The sequence below is a fragment of the Streptomyces sp. A2-16 genome (assembly GCF_018128905.1).
Classification (GTDB): Bacteria; Actinomycetota; Actinomycetes; order Streptomycetales; family Streptomycetaceae; genus Streptomyces.
Genome location: NZ_CP063808.1, coordinates 2,587,213 through 2,604,414 on the forward strand (window position 1 = coordinate 2,587,213; position 17,202 = coordinate 2,604,414).

Annotated in this window: 12 protein-coding genes; 1 reads left to right on the forward strand and 11 read right to left on the reverse strand. The window is 71.8% G+C overall.

Annotated elements, in window-relative coordinates; all coding sequences use genetic code 11:
* Nucleotides 1-253 precede the first annotated feature (253 nt).
* The 10 genes from IOD14_RS11700 to IOD14_RS11745 all read right to left on the reverse strand — a co-directional run bounded on the left by IOD14_RS11700 (nucleotide 254) and on the right by IOD14_RS11745 (nucleotide 14,547).
* The gene (locus IOD14_RS11700; protein WP_123992345.1) at nucleotides 254-826 is read right to left on the reverse strand and encodes a GNAT family N-acetyltransferase; all 573 of its coding nucleotides are present in this window, start codon (nucleotides 824-826) and stop codon (nucleotides 254-256) included.
* Between the two features lie 17 nt (nucleotides 827-843).
* A complete protein-coding gene (locus IOD14_RS11705; RefSeq protein ID WP_123992346.1) occupies nucleotides 844-2,139 on the reverse strand; it encodes a hypothetical protein in 1,296 nt (431 codons plus the stop codon).
* A 156-nt stretch (nucleotides 2,140-2,295) separates the two neighbouring features.
* Nucleotides 2,296-3,585, reverse strand: coding sequence for a GAF domain-containing protein (locus IOD14_RS11710; RefSeq protein WP_123992347.1), 1,290 nt, complete (start codon nucleotides 3,583-3,585; stop codon nucleotides 2,296-2,298).
* A gap of 251 nt (nucleotides 3,586-3,836) precedes the next feature.
* Nucleotides 3,837-5,471: an acyl-CoA dehydrogenase family protein gene (locus IOD14_RS11715; RefSeq protein ID WP_123992348.1), complete on the reverse strand. Its 1,635-nt coding sequence runs from the start codon at nucleotides 5,469-5,471 to the stop codon at nucleotides 3,837-3,839.
* A gap of 150 nt (nucleotides 5,472-5,621) precedes the next feature.
* Nucleotides 5,622-6,605: a 2,3-diaminopropionate biosynthesis protein SbnA gene (gene sbnA / locus IOD14_RS11720; protein WP_123992349.1), complete on the reverse strand. Its 984-nt coding sequence runs from the start codon at nucleotides 6,603-6,605 to the stop codon at nucleotides 5,622-5,624.
* 31 nt (nucleotides 6,606-6,636) lie between these two features.
* Nucleotides 6,637-7,668, reverse strand: a complete 1,032-nt coding sequence (gene sbnB, locus IOD14_RS11725) for a 2,3-diaminopropionate biosynthesis protein SbnB (RefSeq protein WP_123992350.1) — start codon at nucleotides 7,666-7,668, stop codon at nucleotides 6,637-6,639.
* Nucleotides 7,665-8,651, reverse strand: a complete 987-nt coding sequence (locus IOD14_RS11730; RefSeq protein ID WP_123992351.1) for a TauD/TfdA family dioxygenase — start codon at nucleotides 8,649-8,651, stop codon at nucleotides 7,665-7,667. Before IOD14_RS11730 ends, sbnB begins: the two co-directional genes overlap by 4 nt.
* A 12-nt stretch (nucleotides 8,652-8,663) precedes the next feature.
* On the reverse strand, nucleotides 8,664-10,763 hold the full coding sequence (locus IOD14_RS11735; RefSeq protein ID WP_123992352.1) for a non-ribosomal peptide synthetase: 2,100 nt from the start codon (nucleotides 10,761-10,763) through the stop codon (nucleotides 8,664-8,666).
* Between the two features lie 71 nt (nucleotides 10,764-10,834).
* Complete coding sequence (locus IOD14_RS11740) at nucleotides 10,835-13,303, reverse strand: Pls/PosA family non-ribosomal peptide synthetase (protein WP_212670199.1); 2,469 nt, start codon at nucleotides 13,301-13,303, stop codon at nucleotides 10,835-10,837.
* Nucleotides 13,304-13,338: 35 nt separating this feature from the next.
* Nucleotides 13,339-14,547 carry a heparan-alpha-glucosaminide N-acetyltransferase domain-containing protein gene (locus IOD14_RS11745; protein ID WP_212670200.1) on the reverse strand — a complete coding sequence of 403 codons (1,209 nt, stop codon included), beginning with the start codon at nucleotides 14,545-14,547 and terminating at the stop codon, nucleotides 13,339-13,341.
* A gap of 585 nt (nucleotides 14,548-15,132) precedes the next feature.
* Here IOD14_RS11745 and IOD14_RS11750 point away from each other — a divergent pair.
* A complete protein-coding gene (locus IOD14_RS11750; RefSeq protein ID WP_123992355.1) occupies nucleotides 15,133-16,278 on the forward strand; it encodes a YihY/virulence factor BrkB family protein in 1,146 nt (381 codons plus the stop codon).
* A gap of 79 nt (nucleotides 16,279-16,357) precedes the next feature.
* On the opposite strand, the gene IOD14_RS11755 is transcribed toward IOD14_RS11750, so the two are convergent.
* Nucleotides 16,358-17,194 carry an NAD(P)H-binding protein gene (locus tag IOD14_RS11755; RefSeq protein WP_123992356.1) on the reverse strand — a complete coding sequence of 279 codons (837 nt, stop codon included), beginning with the start codon at nucleotides 17,192-17,194 and terminating at the stop codon, nucleotides 16,358-16,360.
* Nucleotides 17,195-17,202 lie beyond the last annotated feature (8 nt).

The window sequence follows — 17,202 nt, forward strand, 5'->3', positions numbered from 1 at the left end:
GGGAGGAGAACGAGAGGATGTGTCGGGTGACGCTGCGGCTCGTCAGCGCACCGGACAGATGGCGCTGGACATGCGGCCGAGGTCGACGTGCCGCCGACTCACCAAGGCAATTCCAGTTCCAGACATGACGGAAGCGTGTCACGGCGATCTGGACACAGTCCAGCTTTATCCGCCATGTGGACACCCTTGTCTCGACAGGCGAGATAAGGGTGTCGTTGGTCACAAAGATCGCGGGACCTCTTGTTCCCGCAGGTCAGGCCGGGTACGCCCCAGGCCAGGGACCCGGAGCGGGCACCTCCGGCTCCTCCTCGACCTTGGTGTCGAAGAGCTGGAAGCCACGGCGCTGGTAGTTGGCCATCGCGTGCTCGCCGTCCTTGGAGCAGGTGTGCAGCCAGACCCGCTTGGTGTCCGTCAGCCCCGGCCAGCGGTCCGCGAGGTCCCAGGCGCGGGCCGTGCCGTACGAGAGGAGGTGGCCGCCGATCCGCCGGCCGCGGAAGGCCGGGAGCAGGCCGAAGTAGACGATCTCCACGACACCGTCGTCCTGGGGCTCCAGCTCGACGTATCCGGCGGGAGTGCCCTGGTCGTACGCCACCCAGGTCTCAACGCCCGGCCGCTCCAGGTGCTCCCGCCACCGCGCGTACGTCCAGGAGAGCCGGTCGGTCCAGCGGATGTCGCCGCCCACGGAGGCGTAGAGGAAGCGGCTGAACTCGGGGGAGGGGATTTCCGCGCGGTGGACGCGGACGTCGCCCTCCGGCGGCTCGGCCGCCAGGAGGTCGGTGGGCGCGGTCTGTTCCAGGGACCAGGTGGTCACGGGGATGTTCGGCATGCCGGTCAGGGAATCATCTATCCCAGAGATCTGTCGATCGAGGCCAGCGGCAGTGCGAAGAGCACCCTGCCCGACTGGGACCACACGTCGCCCGTCTGTTCCCAGTACGACAGCGACTCCGACTCCCCGCTCCAGCAGCTGCGGGTCTCGTCCGTGCCGCAGCGGGTGGTCTTCGCGGGGTTCGAGGTGTTCTGGCGCCAGAGCGTGCCGTGGTCGCCCTCCGTCTCGGCCGCGCGGCCCAGGTACCACTCGGAGTCGTGCGACAGGACGGGGCCGGAGCCCGAGGCCTTCGTGACATAGACCTCGGCCGGGCGCGCGTACCCGCCGGTGTCCGTGGCCAGGAGGCCGGAGCGGCCTGGGTCGCCGCTGAAGTCGTAGCGCCACAGACGGGTGCCCGCGTCGCCGTCCCCGGAGATCCACTCGCTCGCGACCAGGCTGTCCGGTGCGGTGGTGCGGTCCAGCGAGAGGTAGTCGGGGCGGGCGGCGCCCGCGTCTGCGGTCAGCCGGTAGGAGCCGACGGCGGGCAGGACCCACTGGGCGCCGTGCGCCGACCAGCCGCCGCGGACCCTGCCGATCGCGCCGCTGTCGACGGTGGCCCGCTGGATGCGGTTCATGTCGTAGACGTACAGCGCGTCGCCGCCGTCGCCGCTCGCGGTGACCAGCAGCTTGTTCTGGTACCAGACCATCCCGGAGACCTGCGAGACGAGGCCGCGGAAGTCGCGTCCGTCGTCGACCGGGACGGCGAGGAGGACCCAGGAGTAGGTGAGCCGGTTCAGGTCGTTGGCGTCGACGAAGGCGACCCGGGCCAGGCCCCCGTCGTCCGCCGCGGTGCCGGTGCGGCTCCACGCGGAGAGGATCACGCGGTTGGCGCCCCACAGGCCGTCGTCGTCGGCGTCCCCGGAGGTCGTGACCGCCCCGGCCCGCCAGGACCGGGTGTCGGCGGAGTCCCAGCAGTACGCGGCGGTGGCCGTCGGCTCCAGGGGCAGCGCCCTGCGCTCGCCGGGCGTGCAGTCGATCGCGTCGCCCAGGGGCCGGTCGGCCGAGTCGAGGACGGCGGAGACACCGACCGGACGCCCCATCGCGGAGGAGAGCCGCTCGAGGGCCCCCGGCGGGACCTGGGACTCCTTGAGGCGCAGCGAGGCGGTCTCGGCGGCCGAGGTGAGCGGCTTCAGGGTCCCGGGATTCGCGGCGACCGTGGCCTGCGAGGCGCTGATCAGGGTGGCCGCGGCGGTCAGTGCGAGGGCGGTCCCGGCGAGGAAGGCGCGCAGGGCTTGGCCGCGCTTCCGCCTGCGGTGTCTGCCACGTTGCTTCATACCGTCCTCCCGAGGCGGGCCAACTGCGCCTGATGATCTGTACGTTGACCGAGGAGCAGGTGGGGTGTGGCCCGTAGAGGGATGCTACGGCAGTAAGGCACCGATGGGGACGAAGACCCTGCAATTATGCGGAAGATGCGCCCAGATCGAGGGTTTTCACTCGGTCCGGGCGGTGGCGCGGGCCCCGAGCACCGCCGGGGCCGTCGAGTGCGGCAGCAGGTCGCCCGGGTCGTCGGGCAGCAGCACCTCGACCTCCGCCTCCTCGCAGAAACGATACGGCCGGTGTTCCAGGAACGCCCCGAGATACCGCCGTACCCGGGACATCTCGGCACGCACGGTCACCGTGCGTGCCGGATCGCCGAACATGTCCTGCGCCAGGCCCGCCGCGCTGCGGCCCGAGCGGTGCAGGGCCAGCAGATAGAGCAACTCGGCGTGCCGGGGACTCAGTTCGTGACTCCAGGTGCCCGCGCCGCCCGACACCGTCACCGTCCAGCGGCGCGGATGCGCGAGGTCGAGCACGATCCGGGTCACGCCCTGCTGCTCCGGCTCGTCGGCGGCACGGATCAACCAGCCGCCCGCCAGCGGCTCCAGCGCGCACAGACCGAGCGCCGGCAGCCATCGGCGGCCCGGCGACGGCGACTTGGGCAGCGCGATCCGGTTCGGATACGGCATTCCGGTCACCGCCGCCGTCCAGCCGTCCCGGTCCACCACCAGGGCCCGGCCGGCGAGCCGGGAGAGCACCGGCGCCGCCACCGCCCGCAACTGCTCCAGCGAGGTCAGATGCAGCTCGCGCAGCCGTGATTCGGCGAGCTTGGCCACCGAGTCGACCCAGGCGAGCGTCGCCGGGTGCATGGTGTCCAGGGGGCCGCTCACGTCGACCACGCCGATCAGCCGGCCGTCGCGCGGATCCTTGATGGGGGCTCCGGTGCAGGTCCAGGAGGTCTGCGAGCGCACGAAGTGCTCGGAGGCGAAGACCTGCACGGGGCGGCGCACCACCACCGGGGTGCCGATGCCGTTGGTGCCCACGACGTTCTCCCGCCAGTCGGCCCCGAGTTCGAAGCCGGTGCCGTCGGCCTTGCGCAGCACGGGGGAGCTGCCCTCCCGCCACAGCACACGGCCGTCCTCGTCGGCGACGACCATGATGTGGTGGGCGACGTCCGCGACCGACAGCAGGCCCTCCCGCAGGACCGGCAGGACGTGCCGCAGCGGGGTGCTCTCCCGGCGCCGCTGCACCTCCTCGGGGGGCAGCAGACCCGACCGGAAGTCGTGGTCCGGATCGACGCCGCCGCGCAGCATACGGCTCCACGACTCCTCGATGACGGGACGCGGGGCGATGGGCGCGCGCCGGCCGGACAGGGCGGCGGAGCGGATGTCGTTCAGTACCCGGGCTGCACGTGCCGTGTCCACGGTGGCTAGGTGGGTCACATGCGTCGGCGAGAGCGGCACTGGTCCTCCCGGTCCCGGGTCCATTGACTGTCTGTCTCATAGTGCCGGTCGTGCCTCGAAGAGGAACACAGTCCGCCCACAGACGCCAGGAAGTTGCAACCCCCTGCAACCCTGGTGGTGGACCCCGGCTTGTTTGAAACTTGGTCGAACGCCGTCTCGCAGCGGTGTTCTTCGGCCTCCGAGGGCCACAACGGGGGTGGTGCCGTGTCGGCGCAGCACCACCCCCGTTCACGCGTTCCCGTGCGAACCGGTCAGTGCACCGGCCGGGCCCGCTCCACCACCGACGCCAGGTCCAGGCCGACGGGCAGGGTGCCGAAGGCCGATCCGGCGTCGCCGCCCAGTCGGGACGCGCAGAACGCGTCGGCCACCTCCGGGGGCGCGTGGCGGACCAGCAGGGAGCCCTGCAGGACGAGCGCGAGGCGCTCCGTCAGATGGCGGGCCCGGCCCTCGACGCCCTCCAGGTCGGCCAGTTCGGTGAAGAGGCCCTTGGTCGCCGCGTCCAGGCGGTGATCGGCACCCCGGGTCTCGCCGATCTCCAGGAGGTAGGCGTTCAGGGCCTGCGGTTCTCGTCGCAGGACGCGCAGGACGTCCAGGGCCTGGATGTTGCCCGCGCCCTCCCAGACGGAGTTGAGCGGTGACTCGCGGACCAGACGGGGCAGGCCCGACTCCTCGACGTAGCCGTTGCCGCCCAGGCACTCGGCGGCCTCGACGGTCAGCGGGGTGCAGCGCTTGGTGATCCAGTACTTGGCTGCCGGGACCGCGATCCTGAGAAGGGCCCGTTCCTGCTCGTCGTCCGTGTCGTAGGCGGCGGCGAGCCGCAGGGCGAGGGTGGTCGCGGCCTCGGACTCCACGGCGAGGTCGGCGAGGACGTTGCGCATCAGCGGCTTGTCGAGGAGTCTGCCGCCGAAGGCCTCGCGGTGGGCACAGTGGTGGATCGCCTGGGCGACGGCCTGGCGCATCAGGCCCGCCGAGCCCAGCACGCAGTCGAGCCGGGTCGCGGCGACCATCTCGATGATGGTGCGGACCCCGCGCCCCTCGTCGCCGACGCGGCGGGCCCAGGTCCGGTCGAACTCGACCTCGGACGAGGCGTTGGAGCGGTTGCCGAGCTTGTCCTTGAGGCGCTGGAGGAGAAACGGGTTGCGGGTGCCGTCCTCCAGGACCCGGGGGACGAGGAAGCAGGTGAGTCCGCCCGGCGCCTGCGCGAGGACCAGGAAGCCGTCCGACATGGGGGCGGAGCAGAACCACTTGTGGCCGGTGAGCTCGTAGGTCTCGCCGTCGGGCAGGGGGTGGGCGGACGTCGTGTTCGCCCGGACGTCGCTGCCGCCCTGCTTCTCGGTCATGCCCATCCCGAACAGGGCCCCCGCCTTCAGGTGGGCGGGCCGCAGCTCCCGGTCGTAGACCATGGAGGTCAGCCGCGGCTCCCACTCGGCCGCCAGATCCGGGTCGGTGCGCAGGGCGGGGACCGCCGCGTGGGTCATCGACAGGGGGCAGCAGTTGCCCGCGTCGACCTGGGTCCACAGCAGGAAGGCCGCCGCGCGCCGGACATGTCCGCCGGGGCGGACCCAGGCGGCGGTCAGGCCCGCGGAGACGCCCTTGCCCAGCAGCCGGTGCCAGGCCGGATGGAACTCGACCTCGTCGACGCGGTGGCCGTGGCGGTCGTGGGTGCGCAGCCGGGGCGGGTTCTCGTTGGCCTGGGCGCCCCACTCCTGCACCTGCGCGGAGCCGCAGGCCCGGCCGAGCGCCGACAGCTCGCCGTGCACCTCGTCGAGCAGGGCTGCATCGAGGTGCCGCTCGACGGCCGCCCTCAGCGCACGGTCGGCGCCGTAGACGTCGTAGCCGATCAGGGGTGGGGGCTGGTTGGTCACGGTGTGCGTGGTGCCTGCCATGCCTGCGAAAGTACCCCGGGGCAGGGGGCCGGTCACCTCACGGACACGGCATCGGACCACCTCGGAGGCGCGGTCCGACCCGCACGGACCCGGCGCCCGGTCGCCGCGGTGCGCGGTCCGGGCGCCGTGGGGGCGCGGGCGGGCCGGGGCTCAGGCGAGGTGGGCCATCACCTCCGCCGGGTGGTGGACCGGGTCCGCCTCGGGCAGGCCGTGCGGCCAGCCGGGCCGGTACACGGTGTCGAGGTAGCGCTCGCCGAGGTCCGGGGCGATCGCGACCGCGGTGAGCCCGCGGCGGCCGTGCGCGGACAGCCACTGGTGGGCGCCGCCGACGACCGTGCCCGTCGACCCGCCGAACAGGAAACCCCGGGCGGCCAGCCTGCGGCAGACCTGGAGGGTGTCCGGTTCCTCGACGAGGACCACGTCGTCGATGTACGACTTGTCGAGCAGCTGCGGCGGCACGCTGGTGCCGAGTCCCGGGATCATCCGGACGCCGGGCGGCCCGCCGAAGGTGACCGAGCCGACGCTGTCGACGGCGACGATCCGCACCGGGCGCCGCCACTGCCAGAACCAGCGGGCGCAGCCCATCAGCGTCCCGGTGGTGCCGGCCCCGACGAACAGCACGTCCAGGTCCGGGAAGCGCCGCGCGATCTCCGGCGCCGTGCTGCGGTAGTGCGCCCGCCAGTTCCCCTGGTTGCTGTACTGGTTGAGCCACACGTACCGCTCGTCCGAGGCGCACAGCGCCCGCACGTAGTTGAGCCGGGCCCCGAGGTACCCGTCGTGCAGGTCGGGTTCCCGCACCACGTGCACCCGGGTGCCGAGCGACTCCATCAGCCGGATCGTCGCCAGGTTGCACCGCGAGTCGGTCACGCACAGGAACCGGTAGCCCCGGCTCGCGGCGATCATGCTCAGGGCCACCCCCAGGTTCCCCGACGACGACTCGACCAGGATCGACCCGGGCCGCAGGGTGCCGTCGCGCTCGGCGGCGTCCACCATCTCGCGGGCCGCCTTCAGCTTGATGGACCCGGCGAAGTTGAAGCCCTCGCACTTGAGGTACAGCGGAAGCTCCAGCGCCGCCCGCAGGTCGACGTAGAGGTCTGACTCGTTGAACTCCGAAGGATCGGATATGACGGGCATGACGCCCCCCTCCTCATGCGCCACCGGTGGATCAGCCGTACCGGCGCAGCTCGTTGAAGAACCCGTCGACGACATGCAGTTCGCCGCGCCGGGCCAGTTCGTCGTGGACGAACCGGCCGACGGCGAGGTCGAGCACCCCCAGGCCGAAGGGGGAGAACACCACCGTCCGGTCCGTCGGGACGGTCACCCGTCCGGTCAGCACGTCGTCGAGCGTGCCGTCGATGAAGTCCCTGCTCCCCGTGAGCCGTTCGGCCAGATGCGGGGAGGTCTCGGCCTTGAGGCAGTGCTCCACGTCGTCGACGAAGTTGGCCGACGCGAGCAGGATCTCCGGGTCGAGATCGCGCAGGGACACATGCAGGACCAGGGGGTGATGGCCGAACCACGACGGATCGTGGACGTGCGGCCGGCCGGCGACCGTGGCGAAGACCACCAGGTCGCTGGAGCGGATCAGGGACTCCGCCGTGTCGTGCACGGACACCTTCCCCGGCGCCCCCGACCGCTCCAGGTAGCCGCGGAACCCGGCGGCGCTCTCGGCGGACAGGTCGTGCACGCCCGTCTCCTCGAACTCCCAGCCGGTGGCGGTGAGATGGGTGTGGATGTAGCGGGCGATCAGCCCGGTGCCGATGAAGCCCACCCGGGCCGGGCGGGTCCGACCCGCGCTGAGCCTCCCGGCCGCCAGCGCCGCCGAGGACGCGGTGCGCGTGGCGCTGATGACCGAGCTCTCCAGACAGGCGAACGGATAGCCGGTGTCCGGGTCGTTGAGGATCAGCACCGCCGAGGCGCGCGGCAGCCCGGACTCGATGTTCTCCGGGAAGCTGGAGACCCACTTCAGGCCGTCCACCCGCAAGGGTCCGCCCAGCGAGGCGGGCAGCGCGATGATCCGGGACGACGGCCGGTCCGGGAACCTCAGGAAGTACGACGGCGGGTTCACCGAGTCGCCCGCCCCGTGCAGCCGGTACACGGCCTCGACGAGGTCCGCGATCTCCGATTCCCGCCCGTGCAGGGCCTGTTGGACCTGGGCGCCGGTGACGAGCGCGAAGGACGGGGCGTCGACGGTGCTCATACGCCGCTCACCTCGCCGTCGGCGCGCAGCACCGGCTCGCCGAGCGCGGCCAGCACCTCGCGCGGCCCCTCGAAGGGCTCGCGGCCGTGTGCCGTACGGATGTTGTCCACGAGCAGCAGATCGCCGTCCTGCCAGGGCTCGCGCACGGTGTGGGCGTCGTAGACCTCGTTGACGGCCCGCACGACGTCCGCGTCGATCGGACTCCCGTCCCCGAAGCGGGTGTTGAAGGGAAGTCCGTCGGCGCCGTACATGTCCACCAGGTATTCGTGCACTTCGGGCTCCATGGTCCACTCGTTGAGGAACGCGATCTGGTTGAACCAGCAGGGCAGACCGGAGGCGGGGTGCCGGAGCACCGCGCCGCGCCGCTGCCGGGTGTGCAGGGAGCCGTCGTCCTGCCAGGCGAACTCGATGGCGTGCCGGCGGCAGTAGCGCTCGACGGCGTCGCGGTCACCGGTGCCGAAGGCCTCCTCGACCGACGCGCCGATCTCCTCGTGGTAGGCGCGGGTCAGCAGCCAGCCCTCCCGCTCGAAGCGGGAGACCAGGTCGCGGGGCAGGTCCCGCAGCACCGCCGACGCGTCGGCGAGCGCGGTCGCGCCCCCGGATCCGGGGGCCTCCAGACAGGCGAACAGCAGCAGACCCGGGAACTCCAGGCCGTAGCTGACCTCGTGGTGCAGGCACATCTGCTGGTTCGGCGGCCACTTGGTGGAGGAGTACACGCCGTCCGCGTAGCGCCGGCGGGGCGCGAAGGGCTCGCGGTCGGCCATCAGGCCGCCGGCCAGCCGCCGGAAGACCGCCTCGCTGGTCAGGGGGTCGGCGAGGCCCAGGCCGCGGACCAGGACACAGCCGTGCTCGAGGACGAGGGCGCGCAGCGGGTCGTGGTGCGCGGCGGCCCAACTCGCCGGATCGTCCACGGACTTGGCGTGCAGGATCGGCGGAGCGCCCGGGGCCAGGTCCAGGTACGGAAGCAGACTCGTGGATGACATCTCGGATTCCTTTCAGCTGCGCCGGTCGAGCAGGCCCGCCAGGTCCGCGAGGACCGGGTGACGGACGACGTCCTGGAGGGTGATCGCCCGGTCCAGGGCGATCGCGAGACGCACGGCGGACAGCGAGCTGCCGCCGCGGTCGAAGAAGTGGTCGAGCCGGCCGATCCGGTCGGCGGGCACACCGAGCACCTCGGCCCAGGCGTCCGCCAGCCGCCGCTCACCGTCCGTCAGGGGCCCGTCCGCCGCGCCGGACTCGAGGTCCTCGGCGAGCGCGGTGAGCGTCCTGCGGTCGGTCTTGCCGTTGGCGGTCAGCGGCAGCCGCTCCCGCCAGTGCACGACGGCGGGCACCATGTACGACGGCAGCGACGCGGCCAGCCGCTCCCGTACCGTGTCCGCGCCGACCGGCTCGGGCCCGGTGCAGAACGCGGCGAGCTGGGCGCCCCTGACCACCACGACGGCCCCGTCGCGCACCCCGTCCACCCGCAGCAGCGCGTTCTCGATCTCACCGATCTCGACGCGGAACCCGCGGATCTTGATCTGGGTGTCCCGGCGGCCGAGGAACTCCAGCCTGCCGTCGGAGCGCCAGCGTCCCACGTCACCGCTGCGGTACAGGCGCTCGCCGGGCCGGTGCGGGTCCTCCGTGAAGGCGGCCGCGGTGCGCTCGGGGTCGTTGACGTACCCGCGCCCCACGCACACGCCGGAGAAGACGATCTCGCCCGGTGCGCCCAGCGGCACGGGGACCAGGTTCTCGTCGACGACGTACACCCGCACATTGCGCACCGGCCGCCCGAGGGGCACCCGGTCGCCGTCCGGCACCCGGTCCATGACCTCGTGGTTGGTGTCGTCCGACGTCTCGGTCAGACCGTAGGCGTTGGCCAGCCCGATGCCGGGCGCGACGGCGAACCAGCGCTGCACCAGCTCCCGCTTCACCGCCTCCCCGGTGACCGACACACAGCGCAGGTCGGCCAGTTCACGCGGCCGCTGCCCCAACTCGGAGAGCACGGCCTCCAGATACGACGGCACGACCTGGAGCACGTTGACCCGCCCCCGCACCACCGTGTCCACGAACCGCGGCACGTCCAGGACGGTCTCCTGGTCGACGATCAGGGTCCGTCCGCCGACGACCGGCCCGGCGAGCAGCTGCCACAGGGAGATGTCGAAGCACTGCGGCGCGGTCTGTGCGACCACGTCGTCCTCGCCGATCCCCAGGTCCTCCACCTTGGCGAGCACATGGTTGAGGAAGCCGGCGTGCTCGCACATCGCACCCTTGGGCTCGCCGGTGGATCCGGACGTGAAGTAGATGTAGGCGAGCTGACCCGCCCGGACCGGGACCCCGAGATCGTCGCCCGCGTGGCCCTCGGCGTACGCGCCCGCCACGAACAGCGTCTCGGCGGCCGTCCCGGACAGCGAGCCGGTGCTCCCCTGCTCGGTGACGACGAACGCGCAGCCCGCCCGGGACAGTGTCCTCGCGACCCGCTCGGCCGGGAAGTGCGGCTCGACGGGCAGGTAGACCCCGCCCGCCTTGAGCACGCCGAGCACGGCAGCCATCCAGTCCAGGTTCCGTTCCATGACGACGGCGACGACGTCCTCGGCCTCCAGACCGCGGGCCAGGAGCGCTCGTCCGACCTGGTTGGCCCGGGAGTTGAGCTCGGCGTAGGTCCAGCGCCGCCCGCCCTGGACGGCGGCCACGGCGTCCGGGTGCTTCTCGACCCGCTCCTCGAACAGCTCGTGCACCCGCCGGTCCGGGAGTTCGCGGACCGGGCCCGCCAACTCCTCCAGCTGGAAGCGGAGTTCCTCCTCGGACAGCAGGCTCGTGCGGTCCGGGTGGGCGAGCGCGGTCAGGTGATAGCCCGCGATGCGTGCGGCGGCCCCCGTGTCGAGGGCGTCGAGGGCGCCGGTGCGACAGCGCAGCCGCAGCTCGCCGTCGGTGACGGCGACCCGCAGGTCGTCGGAGGCGGGAGCGCCCGCCGGCTCGCCGGAGAGAGCGGCCAGCACCCTGGTGTGGGCGGCGAGCAGCGCGGCGGGATCGGTCGGTGTGCCGTCGGGCAGCGGGACCGTGTACTCGATGACGTCCGGTACCGGACCGGGTATCCGGTGCGGAGTTGTTTCCATGACTCTTTTCCCCCTGTTTTCTTCGTTCGGGCAGTCCGGGCAGTCCGGGCAGCCCCGGCGGTCCTGCCTGATCAGGCGCGTCGCAGCGCCACCGCCGGATTCCCGCCCCAGTGCGCCCCCGCCGGCATCTCCTCGCCCTTCATCAGGAAGGAGTCGGCACCGAGCACGGCGCCGTCGCCCATCGAGACGCCGTAGTGGACCAGCGCGCCCGCCCCGAGGGTGCAGCCGTCGCCGATGACGATGTGGTCGGACTTGAAGGTGCCGTCCTCCTGCGAGTGGGCCTGCACCTTGGAGTGGGCCCCGAGCGTGCAGTCGCTGCCGATCGAGGTGAGCGTCCGCTCGGTGATGGCGACACCGTCGTCGAAGACCCGGTGTCCGATCCGTACGCCCATGAGCCGCCAGACGACGTTCTTGAACGGCGTGCCGTTGAAGATCTTCAGCTGCCCGTCGGGCACCTTCCACAGGCGCTCGTGCCACCAGAAGTACGGCTCGTAGATCGAGCACAGCCGCGGCCGCAGCGGCCGGAACCGGGTGATCACCCGCTCCACGAGGACGTAGTAGGCGACGGTCAGCGCGAGCCCGGCCATCAGGTAGCCGCCGATCAGTGCCCCGCCGAGGGTGCCCTGGCCGCCGTGGAGATCGACGACCGCGAAGCCGAGCAGCGTCAGCACGAACCAGTGCAGCCACCGGACGAACAGGAACAGGGCCATCGAGCGGGCGTTGAACCGGTTCTTGGCGGCGAGGCGGCGGCGCAGCTCGTCGCCCTGGCGGAAGTGGTCGAAGCGGGTGTCGCGCTCCACCGTGCGCGGGACCTCGAAGGGCGGCGAGCCCAGCAGGCCCACGCCCTCGCGGAGTTCGCCGTCGAGCGGGACCATCACCTTCGTCGCCAGCAGGCAGTTGTCGCCGGTGCGGCCTCCGACCGGATAGGCGATGTGGTTGCCGAGGAAGTTGTGCCGGCCGATCGTCACCCGCGAGACGCGGAACGACGTGCTGGAGTACTCGGCGTTGAGGATCGACAGCCCGTCGGCGACCATCGTGCCGCTGCCGACGGTGGCCAGGTACGGCGTCTCGTGCGCGACCTCGGTGCCGAAGTTCGATCCGGTCTGCTCGACGCGCGAGAGGTCGTAGCCGATGGACCGCAGGTAGGGAACGATGTACGAGCTGTCGCCGCACAGCCACTTGAAGAACTTGATGTTGGTCATGCGGGCGATCGCGCGCTGCACCGAGTAGTGGAAGCCGTACAGCGGATAGACCCGGTCGGCCTTCAGGGTCAGGTTCAGCAGCCGCGGCAGCACGGTCACGGTGAGGAGGCCGAGGACCACGGAGCCCGCGAAGAGGGCGACGGACAGGGCGAGCGCCTGGGCGTAGAAGGCCGCCGACTCCAGTTCCCTCGCGTTCGGCTCCAGCAGCGGGTCGAGCGCCGGCACGAGGTCCAGCAGCAGGAAGGTGCCGCCGACGCCGAGCGGGACGTACACCAGCAGCGTCTGGAGGAGTGCCGCGAGGGCGTAGCCGGCCCGGCGCGGGGTGGTGCAGCGGGCGGCCGGGACACGGACGTGGTCGACGTCGGTGGGGCGCGCCGGTGAGCCGTGCCAGCGCTCGCCCGCGGGGACCGCGGCGCCGTCGTACAGCGCGGAGGAGTGGCCCAGCTGGCCGCCGTCGCCGATCGAGGTGCCGATGTCGAGGACGGTCTTCTCGCCGACGAACACGTCCCGGCCGAGGGTGACGGGGCCGGTGCGGATCCGGCCCGCGTGCGCCCGGTAGCCGAGGAACAGGGCGTCCTTGCGGATCACGGTCCCGGCGCCGACGGTCAGCAGGTCGGTGCAGACCGGTACGGAGTGGGACAGGATCGTGACGCCCGGGCCTATGCGGGCGCCGAGGGCCCGCAGGTAGAGGACGTACAGCGGGTTGCCGCTGAACAGGACCATCGGGTTGGCGTGCAGCAGCGCCTTGACGAGCCAGAAGCGGACGTAGGCGAGGCCCCACACCGGGAACTCCGTCTCCTTCCAGCGGCCGACCAGGACCCACTTCGCCACCACGGGCAGGGTGCACAGGGCGAGGAACAGGGCGCCGCCGAAGACCAGCGAGCGCAGGTAGACGGAGAGCGGGCCGTCACCGCCGGAGATCCAGGAGTACCCCTCGGCGGTGGCGGTCCCGGCCCCGAAGCAGTACGCGGCGAAGGCGAGGAACTGCAGGATCCCGCACCGGACGTAGCGGGCGGTGCTGCCCGGCGGCGGGGGCGGCTCGGCCGGCCGGGCGGGAGCCGGCCCGGCGTCCGGGACCTCGGCGAGAGCCGTCGCCAGGGCGCGGATCGTCGGGTGGCCGTAGATGTCCCTCATCGAGACCTGCGGCAGATCGTCCCGCTTCCGCACCCGGGCGCAGAACTGGGCCATGAGCAGGGAGTTGGCGCCCAGGTCGTCGAAGAAGTGGCTGTCGAGGGGGACCTGATCCGTCTTCACGACCCCGGCCAGCACCTCGGCGAGGACGTGAGCGGTGCCGTCCACCGGGGCGACTGTCGTGATCTCGCCGGGATTTACCACCACTTGAGCTCCTAGATCATTACTTTTGGCCTTATGGACTATTCCGTGTGCCTGCTAAGTCGGGCCGGGTCCGTGACCGGTTCCGGCGGCCGCGGCGGTGTTACGGCCTCGCGACACCGCCGGGCCGCGCCTGCGACGACCGTTTCCAGCGGGCCACGTCCGACGTGCCGCCACGAGAGGGCGAACAGGAGCGCTCCGGTGGTCATGACGGCGTAGAGGAGCTCGGGGGAGCCGGAGAGCGCGCCGGTGGCGAGCAGAAGCACATGGGCGGCGTACAGGGTCAGCGGCATGCTGCCCGCCGCCGCGAGCGGCGTGAGCGCACGGGTGAGGAGGGCGCTCCTGGTGAGCAGCAGGGCGCCGCCGAGGATCGCCGCCGCCGAGCCCAGGGTGAGGAGCATGTCGAAGGGCGTGGTCGCGTGCGGCGCGCGGGAGAGCAGCGCCCACCAGGTCGCTCCGTCGGGGCTGTCCCACAGGGCCTCGGCACGGGAGGCGCCGGGGAACTCCGCGCGCCACAGGTGCCGGAGCCCGTCGTACCGGAACAGGATCAGGTCGGAGAGCAGCCAGATCCCGGCGACGAGCGCGAGACCGCCCCCGAGAAGCCGGGGCGCCACCTTCCGCGCTGTCAGGTCCAGTCGGCCGACGGCCAGTCCGGCGCACAGGTAGGCGGTCCAGGCGAGCACCGGGTAGTCGCCGTGGACCAGCAGGTCCGACAGGAGGCCGAGCGGATCGGTGAGCACGTCCAGGAGGGTCGGATCGCCGTCGAACGCGGGCTCGGGCAGGACGCCCCGCAGTGCGTGGACGGCGAACGGCGCCCCCACGGCCAGGGTCAGGGACAGACCTGCCAGGGTCCGTGGGCCGAGGCCCAGCAGGGGGATGGCCAGCAGGAACAGCAGGGCGTAGAAGGCCAGGATCACGTCGACGTCCAGGTCCGCCGCGCGTGAGGCGAAGCCGAGCAGCAGCCCGATCAGCGCGATGACACCGGCCCGTGCCGCCACCGCGACGGCCGCGGGCCGTCCGGTGGCCGGCCGTCGTCCGCCGGTCGTGAAGGCCAGCCCGATCCCGGCCGTCACGGCGAACGTCGCCGAGGAACGGCCGCCCGCGAACATCCAGGCGGGCGTGGGCGAGCCGGCCTCGTCGAACGCCCCGAACACGTGAACGGAGAACATTCCGAGCAGGGCGAGGCCCCGTGCCACATCGACCCCCACGATGCGCGGCACGACATGCTTCGGCGTGTACGGAGCAGGCATGCGAATTCTCCAGAGTGGGATACGGCGGAATAGTGCCCGCTGTTCATCGCGCAGCGGAAAACCATGACGAAGAACCCCCGTGTTTCCGGTGTGCCGGAAGGAGAAGAAGTGTCATGAGACACGGAATGAGAAAGGAGGAGGAGCGGTTCGGTATGCGCCTGGAGTGACCACACGGCGGGGACGGGGTGGTCGGCTCGAGCCTAGGTCAGGGCCCTGAGTATGCAATCCGAATTGTTTCGAGGGGCTCATGAACGGGTCAAGCGCATTTCAGTCAATGGCGCTTTCTAGCTGGTCGGTCGTTCGTCGGCGGTAAGGCTGGTTCTTCCCGTCGGATGGCGCTACCGGGGAACTCACTCCACGGGCGGTGCATATGTCATCCGGCATTCCGGTTCACCGGTCCTCGAAATCCGGCCACCGAGTTCATGACAGAAAAGGGGTTCGATTTCCTTGACGATTTCCGCGGGGTTGCCCGGTGTTTTCCGCACCATGGCGGAACCGAACGCGAGCGGGCGTTCCCCGCACGGGCGTGCCCGGGACCGGGGCCGGGGGATGAGTGCACGCTGCCACGGCGGATACCGTTAGGTCGTGCAGGCAGCAAGCGAATCCCCTCAACAGCCCTCCGGGCGGCTCCACCGGGCCCGTGCCCTCTACCGGAACGTGTCGAAGCGCAGGACCGCCTGGCTGCTGCTCAAGGACACCGTCAACTCGTGCATCGAGTACCGCATCCTGGGGCTCGCCGCCGAGGCCGCGTTCTTCTCGCTGCTGTCCGTGCCGCCCCTGCTGCTCAGCCTCATCGGCCTGCTCGGCTACGTCGACGACTGGACCGGCACCGACAGCATCAGCAGCCTGGAGGCCAACCTCCTGGACGCCGCGCGCACGGTCCTGTCCGACAAGGGGGTACGGGAGATCGCGCAGCCGATCCTCGACGACGTGATGAAGGGCGGCCGTCCCGACGTCATCTCCGTCGGCTTCCTGTTCGCCCTGTGGTCCGGCTCCCGCGCGGTGAACGTCTTCATCGACACCATCACCGTCATGTACGGCCTCGACGGGGTCCGCGGCATCGTCAAGACCCGGCTCGTGGCGTTCGCGCTGTTCGTCGCGGCGCTGCTGATCGGCTCGGTGGCGCTGCCGCTGATGGTGGCGGGACCGGACGCGGTGGTGCGGATCGTGCCCTGGTCGACGACGGTGGTCCAGGTCCTGTACTGGCCCGTGGTGATCATCTTGTCCATCGCCTTCCTGACCACGCTGTACCACGTGTCGGTGCCGGTGCGCTCCCCGTGGATCGAGGACGTCCCCGGCGCCCTGGTGGCCCTCGCCATGTGGGTCCTGGGCAGTTTCCTGCTCCGCATCTACCTGCAGAGCACCGTCGAGGGCGCGACGATCTACGGCTCGCTCGCCGCGGCCGTGGCGGTGCTGCTGTGGATCGGGGTCTCGGCCTTCGCGGTCCTGGTGGGCGCGGCCGTCAACGCGGCGATCGACCGCGTCTGGCCGGCCGCGGCGACGGCGGCGGCGCGGGCGGCGAACGAGCGGGTGCGGGAGGCGCAGGTCGCGGAGTACGTGGCTCGGGCGGCGGCAGCGGTCCGGGACGCCGACGTCGATTCGGACGACCCCGACATGCCCTCGGAGTTCCCGGAGAGGTGGTCGCGCTTCCTGCCGCCGGAGGATGTGACGTCCCGTCTGCGCACGCATGCGAAGTCGACGCACCCCCCTCAGAAGCCGGAGCGCTCCTGAGGGGACACGTCGTGGGCCGGGGGCCGGTGGGGGCTGATCGCGCGGTTCCGCGCGCCCCCGGTGGGACCACTCGCCGCGGTCATGCCTTCCACGTTCCCGCGGCCGCCTCCTCCCTCGCGAACTCCGTGAAGTCCCGTGGCTCGCGGGCGAGTACCTGCCGGACCCCGTCCGACAGGTAGGCGTTCCGACCGTCCAGCAGCTGCGTGAACGCCTCCACCAGGGCGTCCACCTCCTGCGCCGGGACCCCGAACCCCGCCAGGTTCTCGCCGTACTCCCGCGGCGACACCGCCCGATACGTCAGCTCGCGCCCCGTCGCCTGCGCGATCTCGGCCACCGCCTCGCCGAAGGTCAGCAGCCGTGGCCCGGAGACGGTGACCGTCTCGCCGACATAGCGGTCGCCCGACACCAGCGCGGCCGCCACCACGTCCCCGATGTCCCGCACGTCCACGAACGGCTCCCGCACCTCACCGGCCGGAAACACCAGCTCGCCGCTCAGCCGCAGCTCCTCCACCAGCGGCCCCTCGCTGAAGTTCTGCGCGAACCACGCGGCCCGTACGACCGTCCAGTCGGCCTTCGACGCGTGCAGCGCCTCCTCCGCGTCCCGCGCCCGGTCCTGCCCCCGCGACGACAGCAGCACCAGCCGCCGCACGCCGACGTCCACCGCTTCCCTGGCGAGGGCCCCGACCGCCTCGGCGGCCCCCGGGGCGCCGATGTCCGAGGGGTACACGAGGTACGCCGCGTCCGCGCCCCGCAGCACCTGCGCCCACGTCGACCGGTCCTGCCAGTCGAACCCCTGCGCCCGCGAGGCCGCCCTGACCGTCAGCCCCGCCGCCTGCGCGGACCGCGCCACCCGGCTGCCCGTACGACCCGAGGCACCGGTCACCACCACTGTCATGTTCCGCGAGTTCTCCGTCATGCCATCGA